The sequence below is a fragment of the Allobacillus sp. SKP2-8 genome (assembly GCF_007559355.1).
Taxonomy (GTDB): Bacteria; Bacillota; Bacilli; order Bacillales; family Alkalibacillaceae; genus Allobacillus; species Allobacillus halotolerans.
This window is the reverse complement of sequence record NZ_VMHF01000032.1, coordinates 1-10,129: the sequence shown is the minus strand read 5'-3', so window position 1 is coordinate 10,129 and position 10,129 is coordinate 1. Positions and strand designations below refer to the sequence as shown.

Here is a 10,129-nt window from a genome sequence, read left to right as displayed (position 1 = left end):
AATCATTCGGGTGATTAGAGCGCTTCTATTCGACCAGATTTCAGATATGGCGAATCATTCGGGCGATTAGAGCGCTTCTATTCGACCGAATTTCACTTTTGATGGAGCGTCCAGGTCATGAACTTCAACGCCTAACCGTCGTTGTTAAATGTTAATCTCCAGACCCTCCACCTAGAACTTACTCGCCTGAAATGAGTTCCGCTTCCTCTTTTAATTCATCTGTCAATTCAACACCCATCTTTTCCGCTGCATCCTCGTTGATTTGAAGTTTCAAGTTTTGTGGGTATGTTGCTGGAATTTCTCCTGGGTTTTTACCGTCTTTCAAAATTTCAACAGCTTTCTCGCCCGCTTCATAGCCGATATCAAAGTAATCGAAACCAAATGCGGCAAACCCACCGCCTTCAACAGAAGAGTGTTCGGATACGAAAACCGGGAGTGATTCAGAATGACCGACTTGTAATACGGATTCCAATGCACTGACGACTGTGTTATCGGTAATGATTAAAATCGAATCAACATCGCCAACCAAGGCTTCCGTTGCTTGCTTCACTTCTGATGAGGAAGAGATCGTTTTTTCAACTGTATTCAAACCGACTGCTTCCGCCTCTTCATTTACTAATTCGATCTGTGTTTTCGAGTTTTGTTCACTGGCATTGTATACCAATCCAAGTGATTCAAAGCCCATATCTTTGACAAGTTCTAGCGTTTTCTTAACGGTATCCGGATGCATATCCGCCGTTCCCGTTACATTTCCACCTGGATTTTCAAATGATTCAACCAAGTTTGCTCCAACAGGATCCGTTACCGAAGTAAATACAATTGGAATTTCTTCCGTTTCATTCAATGCACCTTGCGCACTCGGTGTCGAGTTGGCGAAAATCAAGTCAACATCATTACTGACGAATTTTTCAGCAATCAACTGATTGGTATTCGCGTCTCCTTGTGCTGAAGAAAAATCGAAATGCACTTCTAATTCTGCATCTTTTAACGCCTGTTTAAATCCTTCTGTAGCACTGTCTAAAGAAGGATGTTCCTCAATCTGGGAAATTCCGACGACAAAATCAGCGTCGTCCTTATTCACTTCTTCTGCACTTGATTCATCATCGGATGAACCACATGCACTTAACACTAACAATCCAATCAATAAGACCAACCAAGCTTGAAGCTTTTTCATTTCGACCTCTCTCCTTCTTCTTTGTAAAATATAATTCTTTATTTCGCTAATAGTGCCCGGTCATTCGCCAGTTTTGTTCCGCGGATTTCTTGGAATGCTTCTAATAAATCCGGAACCGTTAATTTATCCTTCTCTTCGTCTTCCGCTTCAAAAATAATTTTTCCTTCATCCATCATCCATAGTCGATTCCCGAAGTCGATGGCTTGCTCCATTTGGTGCGTGACCATAATCGTCGTCAAAGAATGCTTTTCAACCAACTCACGCGTCAGCGACAAAATCAGTTCCTGTTTGGATGGATCCAATGCTGCTGTATGCTCATCCAGCAATAAGATTTGCGGTTCTGTGAAGGTCGCCATCAATAAGGATAAGGCTTGCCGTTCCCCGCCTGATAAAAGTCCTACCTTCGTATTCAAGCGGTTTTCCAAGCCAATCTCCAAAGTAGCCAAATGCTCTTTGAATTCCTCACGTTTTTTCTTTGTCATCCCTCTAAACAAGCTTCTTTTTTGTGTCCGTCCTAAAGAGATCATCATGTTTTCTTCAATCGTCATATTCGGTGCTGTCCCTGCCATCGGGTTTTGGAAAACGCGCCCGATCCATTTGGCACGTTTTTCTTCAGGTAAAAGGGTTAAATTCTGATCGTTTAAATGAATGTTGCCAGCATCAGGCAATATGGTTCCAGCGAGCAGGTTCAATAACGTCGACTTCCCCGCTCCATTACTACCAATAACCGTTACAAAATCGCCTTCGTTCAAGGTTTGCGTAAGGTCAGAGATGGCACGCCTTTCATCGGGTGTATTGGCATAAAATGTTTTATGAATTTGATTTAACGTTAGCAACCTGCACCTCTCCCTTCTGCTGTTTCACTCTCGTCAGTGCTTTCTGGGACTTTTTGAATTGACGTTTCTCACTGCTTTTCTGCAACATATTCGGCACAACCAATGCGGCAACGACAATCAATGCTGTAATCAATTTCATGTCACTTGCTTCAAGGAAGTCAACCCGAAGTGCCATCGCGTAAATGGCTCGGTACACAATCGCTCCACAAATGATTGCGAAAGTCGTACGGACAATCGTTTTCTTTCCGAATAAAACTTCACCGATAATGACTGAAGCCAGCCCGACGACAATCATTCCGACACCGAGGTTCACATCCGCAAAACCGTTATACTGAACGACCAACGCCCCACTTAAGGCAACGAGCGCATTGGCTAAACCAATTCCTAAAATGATATACACATTCGTGTTCGCCGAAAAGCTTCGAACCATCGTTTGGTTATCACCGGTTGCTCGGAGTGCTAATCCTGTTTCCGTTCGTAAAAAGAAATCGAGCAATTTTTTTACGACAAAAACAACGAGTAACATCATCACAATCGCATAAAATGTTCGCGGTGTGTAAGCGCCTAGACCAAGCCATTCATACGGCGCAAAGAAAACTGCATCCAATGATAGACTCTCAAATATCCCTTGTAGCTGAGAAAATAATGTCGTTTCATTTAACAAGGAAAGATTGGCCTGCCCCATAATCCTTAAGTTGACGGAATAGAGTCCAATCATCATGATGATCCCGGCTAAAAGGGGATTGATATTTCCCTTCGTATGCAAAAGCCCTGTTATACAGCCGACGAGGAAACCGGCAACAAATCCGAGTAAGGTCGCAACAATTGGGTCAACCCCTCCGATAATCGAAATGGCCGCGACACCTCCACCGGTCACAAAGCTCCCATCCACCGTCAAATCCGGAAAGTCTAATATCCGAAACGATATATAGACACCGAGCGCCATGATGGCATATATTAAACCTGTTTCTAAAGCACCGTACAATGATGTAATCATGAGCGATTCTCCTTTTTAACCTAGCGTTCACTTAGAACTTATTCGCCTGAAATAAGTTCCGCTTTCTCTTTTAATTCATCTGTCAATTCGACACCCATTTTTTCTGCAGCATCCTCATTTATTCTTAATTTCAAATTTTGAGGATACGTTGCTGGTATGTTTCCTGGGTTTTTGCCATCTTTCAGAATTTCAACAGCTTTCTCGCCTGCTTCATAGCCAATATCAAAGTAATCAAAACCAAATGCGGCAAAACCACCGGACTCAACAGCATCATGTTCAGAGACAAATACTGGAATAGATTCAGAGTGACCGACTTGTAATACTGCGTCCAATGCGCTGATGACTGTGTTGTCTGTAATAATCAAAATCGAATCAACATCGCCAACCAAAGCTTCGGTTGCTTGCTTTACTTCTGATGAGGAAGAGATCGTTTTTTCAACTGTATTCACACCGACAGCTTCCGCCTCTTTGTTTACTAATTCGATCTGTGTTTTCGAGTTCTGTTCACTCGCATTGTAGATCAACCCAAGGGATTCAAGGCCCATGTCTTTGACAAGCTCCAACGTATTTTTTATATTATCTGGATGCATATCCGCCGTCCCCGTTACATTTCCGCCAGGGTTTTCAAATGATTCAACCAAATTTGCTCCAACAGGATCTGTTACCGAAGTAAATACAATTGGAATTTCTTCTGTTTCGTTCAATGCACCTTGTGCGCTCGGCGTCGAGTTGGCAAATATCAAATCAACATCATTACTGACGAATTTTTCAGCGATCAATTGATTGGTGTTCGCATCCCCCTGTGCCGAGGAAAAATCGAAATGGACTTCTAATTCAGCATCTTTTAGTGCCTGTTTAAACCCTTCTGTTGCACTATCTAATGCTGGATGTTCTTCAATCTGCGAAATCCCGACGACAAAATCAGCGTCGTCCTTGCTCACTTCCTCGGCACTTGATTCATCATCGGATGAACCACACGCACTCAATACCAATAATCCGACCAGTAAAATCAACAATGCTTGTAACTTTTTCATTTCACTCTCACCCTTTTCTGCTTTTATGCGCACATGCTTTTATGTGTTAAAGCAAAATTTATTTATTGCTAACAAGTATATGCCTCTTGAATTCAAAAAGCAACCCGTTTTGAAGAATTTTTTAAATGAATGCGTTTTTATTTGAGAGAAGTTTTACCAATCAAAAATGCTCATTATCACATTCAGTGTAATGAGCATTTATTAGTCAGAGATCATCGATTCACTTTATCAGATGAAAACTAAATAGTAATATTTCTGACTAAATAATAATAAATTTTGGTTCGTAATCAGCAATCACTTCAATGACATCATTCATCGTACCATATAGATGGTGTTCAACATCGGGAAATTCTGAAGTCCCAGCCCATGCCAGTTGATCAAACCATTCAATGAAGTCAGAGTTTTCCACTTTGTAAAAAGTCTCTGCTTGTATATTAAGATCCGTTGCCCTTTCTAATGCTTTCTTAATTGGAATTCTAAGATTGTTTCTGGGACCGTCTCCTGTATGTCTGAAGGCCCAAACATAGTTTTCCATATAGGAAAGATTCCTATCATACACGATCAGCACCTTGTTTCCATCAATATCGCGCAAGTGAATAAATAACCCTTCGTCGTTCAATTCAACTCTGGCATCACTAACGTAGTGTTTTTTTAAATTTGTAATAGGTTGCCAAGCATGTAAAATTAAATTTTGCATAAGATTATCTCCTTATTTATATCTTACTTTGTCGGTCTTATCCATCCTGAGAGTAGAAGGGAACGAAAGTGAAGCGTAACCATCTTTACTATTATAAGATGCCAATGTTCTACCATCCGGAAGTTTTTTTAGTATTGCACCTGGCGGATATTGTAGTTTTCCGGGCATTTTATCAAAGTCTATATCTCTTTGGCGCGATTTTCCACTTTTTTCATAGTTAACAACATCTCTTGTCTCCCTTGTTAATCGTGCTGATGATTTAATTCCATTCCATGTATTACCTGCATTTCCACACTGTATAGTAATTAAATCACTGTCACTTTGAGTAGAATACTTTGATGAATTCCGATCGAATTCTTGAACGGATGACAGGCTTTTAATACCACACCCTGGAAGAATCGCTTCTGACTCAATTAAAAAACTAATATTCAGAAAAAGTGTGAGTGTAATTACAATTATTATAATTTTAGATAATAGGTTGTTTGTAATTGATTTTTTCAATATATCCACCTCCCTTAAATAAGATTAATCCTCCTACAGTGGTAATATAATTAATAATTCTATGTATATTTTAAAAAACCTTTTCAAAAAATTAAAAACTTTAAAAATTTAATATTAAAAGGTATTCAGGCGCAAATCAAAACAAAACAGGGGGCACCCCACCCCCTGTTCATCTACTGCTGTAACTGGTGTTTTAAATTACGTTTGAGAATTTTACCGGTCGTATTTTTCGGTAACTCTTCAAGGAATTCAATTTCTTTTGGTTGCTTGTATTTGGCAAGTTTTTCTTTACAGAGAGCAACTAGTTCCTCTCTTGTTACTTGATCATCGTTCACGACGACATAAGCGATAATCGCTTCTCCGAGGTTTTCATCCGGAACGCCGATGACGGCAACTTCGCTCACCTTGCCATGACCATACAGAACCTCTTCTATTTCTCTTGGATAAACGTTATACCCACCGACCAAAATCAATTCTTTTTTCCGGTCGACAATATAGAAGTACTCTTCCTCATCCATACGCGCCATATCGCCTGTGTATAGCCACCCATCTTTAATCGTCGCTTGGGTTTCTTCAGGCATTTTATAATAGCCTTTCATCACGTTCGGACCTCTGACAATCAATTCGCCGACTTGACCAACTGGTACCTCTTCGCCATTTTCATCCACCACTTTATTTTCCACGTTCGTGATACTTCTCCCGATTGATCCCGCTTTTCGTGGCCGGTCCAATGGGTTAAAGCAAGTAACCGGAGAAGATTCCGATAATCCATAGCCTTCAGATAGACGAATGTTGAAACGTTGTTCGAATTTTTCTAATAAGGCGACTGGCATCGATGCACCACCGGATATGCAAAAACGAATGCTTGAGAAATCTTTAGCCTCTTCATCTGGATATTGTAAGAGATAGTTATACATCGTCGGAACACCTGCGAAGATTGTTGCTTGATGTTCTTTAATAACACGGAATACTTCTTCAGGTGAAAATTTCGGTACGACTAAAACCGTTCCGCCATTTACTAATGGAGCATTTAGTGCAACGGTTAAACAAAAGACATGGAACATTGGAAGCGCGGCAACGACACGATCATTCGCATCAATCGTTAAATAGTCCGCTACATCCCGTGCATTAGAATATAGATTTTTGTGTGTAAGCATTGCGCCTTTTGGTTTACCTGTCGTCCCAGATGTATAGAGAACGACAGCTGTATCATCTTCATCCAATGTAGGACGATCGAGTTCCAAGCTTCCTGCTTTCGTTAATTTTTCAAAAGAAGAAATCTTTTCTGCTAATGGTGACGTACTTAAATCATTATCAGGACTCGTTGCGCCGACAATATAGTGTTGGATCCCTGGAACTTTTTGATCGAGATATTCAAATTTCTCCATCAAAACATCTAACGTAATGACACCTTTGACATCACCGTTCGTCATAATATAGGCCATTTCCTCAACAGTATAAATAGGATTAACCGGTATAACTGTGACACCCAATCGCATCGCGCCATAAAGACCGATAATATAATGAGGTGTGTTACCCACAACTAAAGCGATATGGTCTCCTTTCTCATACCCAAGTTCTTTCAAGCTAGATGCAAATTTCGTTACAGCACCTTCCAATTCTCGATAAGAAGTTTCTTCATCATTAAAAATATAAGCCGTTTTCGTTAAATTTTCCTTTGCGGTCAAGGAAAGTTGATCACTTAAATTCATACCCTTCCTCCTTTATTATGTATCTCTTTAGAAATGAATGAATAGTCATTCAATTTTCATTATTCTATTATAGTTTATTTGACACGATTCATCAAGAAACCCCTTTCATTTTTCAGAAAAAAATAAATAAACTAAGAGGTTATACCTGAATTTAGCTACTAAGAAAGATGGTTTCCATCGAATGTTAAGTATCTAGAACATTTTTTCGGGCAGTTAGACTCAATTATTGAGCGGCTTGAGCGATTGGTCGAGCGGTTGTACTGAATTATTGAGCGGTTTGAGCGCTTGATCGAGCGGTTAGACCCAGTTATTGAGCGGCTTGGGCGCTTGGTCGAGCGGTTAGACTCAATTATTGAGCGGCTTGAGCGCTTGGTCGAGCGGTTAGACTCAATTATTGAGCGGCTTGAGCGATTGGTCGAGCGGTTAGACTCGATTATTGAGCGGTTTGAGCGCTTGGTCGAGCGGTTTGACTCAATTATTGAGCGGCTTGAGCGATTGGTCGAGCGGTTTGACTCAATTATTGAGCGGCTTGAGCGATTGGTCGAGCGGTTTGACTCAATTATTGAGCGGCTTAACCTAGACTTGTCATGCACTTCTAGAAAAAGTTCTATAAAAAAGTGGAGCCATCTTAATTGATGCGCTCCACGTCATTGTTCGTATGTGAACATTGTATTTGGTTTTAATCCGTAACAAGTTTTTTCCCGGCAGATAACTGATGACATTCATGAAATGCGAACTGTTTACAACCTATACACTTCGGATGATCGATAATCGAGATCGCATGATCAATTGCCTGACCGGTATGCTCAAATATATTTTCCTCTCCGATGTCATCGTATAGATTGGAAGATTTTAAGATTTCCCTTAGCTTTGGACTAATCCCCGACAAAATAATTGTTCCGCCTTGCTTATTAAAATGACTCACAACATTAGAAAGGTTAGCAATCCCTGTCGTGTCCATGAAAGGAACTTTGCTCATTCTTAACAATAAAGCTTTTGGTCGATAGCGGATAGAATCCATGACACGTTGTTCAAATACTTGGGCTGCCCCGAAAAAAAGCGGTCCTTCAACCGTATAAATTTCGATTTGTGGACAATTTCTAGTGGCATCTACCATATAGGACTCAACAGATTCAGCTGCAGTTGAATGATCTGGCAACACTTTCGACACGACGAGTAAATCACTCATTCGTCTTGCAAACATGATGAGCGCAAGGATGAGACCCGTCATAACAGCTGTTGTAATCGTTGTAAACACAGTCAATAAAAAAGTGGCAACCAAAATGAGTGAATCACCGGTTTTCATTTTTAATAAATGAGCGAAATGACGACGATCACTCATATTCCATGCGACGATCATCAAAACAGGTGCCATGCTCGCGAGTGGGATGAGCGATGCATACGGCGCAAATAGGAGTAAAGTCAACGCCACAAACACACCATGAAATACGCCTGACATCCTGGTGACTGCTCCCGTTTTAATATTCGTCGCTGTCCGTGCAATCGCACCAGTCGCAGCAATCCCTCCAAATAGCGGTGTCACGATATTCGCAATCCCTTGCCCGACTAATTCTCGGTTACTATCATGCTTACTGCCAGCCATTCCATCCGCAACAACAGCGGATAATAAAGATTCAATTCCACCTAAAGCAGCGATGGTCAATGCTGGAACGAGCATTGGTTGAATTCGTTCCCATGTCAATTCAGGAAATTGAAACTCCGGAAGGCTCGATGGAATGCTCCCGAAAACAGAACCGATTGTCGGTACTTGATCCGTAAAAAAGACTGATGCAATAACTGTGGACACAATCAATCCGACAATTGCTCCTGGTATCTTTGGGAACAGTTTAGGCGTGAGTAAAATAATAGCCATACATAAAGATGCAATGAAAATACTAGAAACTTGAGTTAAATGGAGATGATTCCAAATTTCACGGATATTTAATATGAACTTTGAATGTTGTTCGATCGAAGTAATTCCTAAAAAGTTTGCGATTTGCCCGGTAAAAATGATTACTGCTATGCCTGCCGTAAATCCAACCGTTACTGGTCGAGGCATAAACTTAATTAGCGATCCCAATTTAAAAAGCCCCATGAATAGTAACATGAACCCTGCTAATAACCCTGCAATCAATAAATTTTCATACCCGTAAATCGTTACAATCCCTAGTAATACTGGTACAAAGGCACCCGTGGGCCCTCCGATTTGAAATTTCGAACCACCGAATAGTGAGACTAAAATCCCCGCAATGATCGCTGTATAAAGACCGTATTCTGGTCTCACACCAGAAGCCGTAGCAAAAGCCATCGCGAGTGGAATCGCAATCATCCCCACTGTCAGACCTGAAATCAAATCTTTCTTTAAATTATTAAACGAGTAATTTTTAACTATATTGTCATAGAAACGATTCATGAATTATGTTTTCCTTCTTTCTCATTCGTGTTCTCATTATTGGTGTCCAATTCTTCTAAAATAGAGATCGTACTGATGAGATGATTATTAAAGATCTCCTTTGCCACGTCCAAAAGCTTCATGATCGATGGGTCTCTTAATGAATAAACGACTTGTTTCCCATGTTTCGTGCCAGTCACGATATTTTTGTTACGTAAAACGCTTAATTGCTGAGAAACAGCTGACCCCTCACTATTTAAAATGGCTTGTATTTCATTCACACTTTTTTGACCTTCCGCCAATAATTCCAAGATTCGTATTCGTAAAGGATGAGCCAATGCTTTAAAGAAATCTGCTTTGAACTCTTGTAAATCGTCCCACATCGTATCAAATCTCACTCCTTTTAACATATTCAAATATTTGAATATGTATAGCTATCTCTATCATATCATGTTTAACTTTTAATTCAAGATAGCTGATGGTCGGTTAGTAATAAAAAGGGTGAGGGATAATTTGAATTGAAAATACGTATCCTTTTGGGATTGAACGGAGAGAAATTAACACCTGAGGAGGAAGGCAAACAACTGTACGTGGGGCTTCTGAATTTGAGAAATGCAATACAGTGCTCTATTCAAGGATAAAGATCTAAAATTGTGAGCTACCTTCGATTTGTAGCGTTCTATTCAACCGTAGAGCGCAAACATTACGCGCTTCCGTCGATTAGAAGCACTCTATTCAACCGTAGAGCGTAATCATTACGTGCTTCCGTCGATTAGAAGCACTCTA

Annotated in this window: 10 protein-coding genes; 1 reads left to right on the top strand and 9 read right to left on the bottom strand. The window is 40.4% G+C overall.

All coding sequences use genetic code 11. The features are described 5' to 3' along the window. Positions 1-178: 178 nt before the first annotated feature. The 7 genes from FPQ10_RS12625 to FPQ10_RS12595 all read right to left on the bottom strand — a co-directional run bounded on the left by FPQ10_RS12625 (position 179) and on the right by FPQ10_RS12595 (position 6,951). Entirely contained in the window at positions 179-1,174 is a 996-nt protein-coding gene (locus tag FPQ10_RS12625) for an ABC transporter substrate-binding protein (RefSeq protein ID WP_144163855.1), read from the bottom strand. A gap of 38 nt (positions 1,175-1,212) precedes the next feature. Further along, entirely contained in the window at positions 1,213-2,010 is a 798-nt protein-coding gene (locus FPQ10_RS12620; RefSeq protein ID WP_144163854.1) for an ABC transporter ATP-binding protein, read from the bottom strand. Further along, the gene (locus FPQ10_RS12615; protein WP_144163853.1) at positions 1,985-3,007 is read right to left on the bottom strand and encodes an ABC transporter permease; all 1,023 of its coding nucleotides are present in this window, start codon (positions 3,005-3,007) and stop codon (positions 1,985-1,987) included. Before FPQ10_RS12615 ends, FPQ10_RS12620 begins: the two co-directional genes overlap by 26 nt. Positions 3,008-3,045: 38 nt before the next feature. Then, a complete protein-coding gene (locus FPQ10_RS12610; protein ID WP_144163852.1) occupies positions 3,046-4,041 on the bottom strand; it encodes an ABC transporter substrate-binding protein in 996 nt (331 codons plus the stop codon). A gap of 259 nt (positions 4,042-4,300) precedes the next feature. Beyond that, on the bottom strand, positions 4,301-4,738 hold the full coding sequence (locus FPQ10_RS12605; RefSeq protein WP_144163851.1) for a hypothetical protein: 438 nt from the start codon (positions 4,736-4,738) through the stop codon (positions 4,301-4,303). Between the two features lie 12 nt (positions 4,739-4,750). Further along, entirely contained in the window at positions 4,751-5,239 is a 489-nt protein-coding gene (locus FPQ10_RS12600) for a hypothetical protein (protein ID WP_144163850.1), read from the bottom strand. Positions 5,240-5,412: 173 nt separating this feature from the next. After that, positions 5,413-6,951, bottom strand: coding sequence for a fatty acid--CoA ligase family protein (locus FPQ10_RS12595; protein WP_144163849.1), 1,539 nt, complete (start codon positions 6,949-6,951; stop codon positions 5,413-5,415). Between the two features lie 285 nt (positions 6,952-7,236). Between FPQ10_RS12595 and FPQ10_RS12590 the strand changes: the two genes are divergently transcribed. Continuing rightward, positions 7,237-7,587 carry a hypothetical protein gene (locus FPQ10_RS12590; RefSeq protein ID WP_144163848.1) on the top strand — a complete coding sequence of 117 codons (351 nt, stop codon included), beginning with the start codon at positions 7,237-7,239 and terminating at the stop codon, positions 7,585-7,587. A gap of 43 nt (positions 7,588-7,630) precedes the next feature. Here the strand turns inward: FPQ10_RS12590 and FPQ10_RS12585 are convergent, their stop codons facing one another. Next, the gene (locus FPQ10_RS12585; protein ID WP_144163847.1) at positions 7,631-9,364 is read right to left on the bottom strand and encodes a SulP family inorganic anion transporter; all 1,734 of its coding nucleotides are present in this window, start codon (positions 9,362-9,364) and stop codon (positions 7,631-7,633) included. Then, entirely contained in the window at positions 9,361-9,726 is a 366-nt protein-coding gene (locus tag FPQ10_RS12580; RefSeq protein WP_144163846.1) for an ArsR/SmtB family transcription factor, read from the bottom strand. The genes FPQ10_RS12585 and FPQ10_RS12580 overlap by 4 nt, the downstream gene beginning before the upstream one ends. Positions 9,727-10,129 lie beyond the last annotated feature (403 nt).

Excerpts from the sequence above, each read along its gene's own strand:
- FPQ10_RS12605 (WP_144163851.1), bottom strand. The coding sequence starts at position 4,738 with ATGCAAAATTTAATTTTACATGCTTGGCAACCTATTACAAATTTAAAA.
- FPQ10_RS12580 (WP_144163846.1), bottom strand. The coding sequence starts at position 9,726 with ATGTGGGACGATTTACAAGAGTTCAAAGCAGATTTCTTTAAAGCATTG.
- FPQ10_RS12585 (WP_144163847.1), bottom strand. The coding sequence starts at position 9,364 with ATGAATCGTTTCTATGACAATATAGTTAAAAATTACTCGTTTAATAAT.
- FPQ10_RS12595 (WP_144163849.1), bottom strand. The coding sequence starts at position 6,951 with ATGAATTTAAGTGATCAACTTTCCTTGACCGCAAAGGAAAATTTAACG.
- FPQ10_RS12610 (WP_144163852.1), bottom strand. The coding sequence starts at position 4,041 with ATGAAAAAGTTACAAGCATTGTTGATTTTACTGGTCGGATTATTGGTA.
- FPQ10_RS12625 (WP_144163855.1), bottom strand. The coding sequence starts at position 1,174 with ATGAAAAAGCTTCAAGCTTGGTTGGTCTTATTGATTGGATTGTTAGTG.
- FPQ10_RS12615 (WP_144163853.1), bottom strand. The coding sequence starts at position 3,007 with ATGATTACATCATTGTACGGTGCTTTAGAAACAGGTTTAATATATGCC.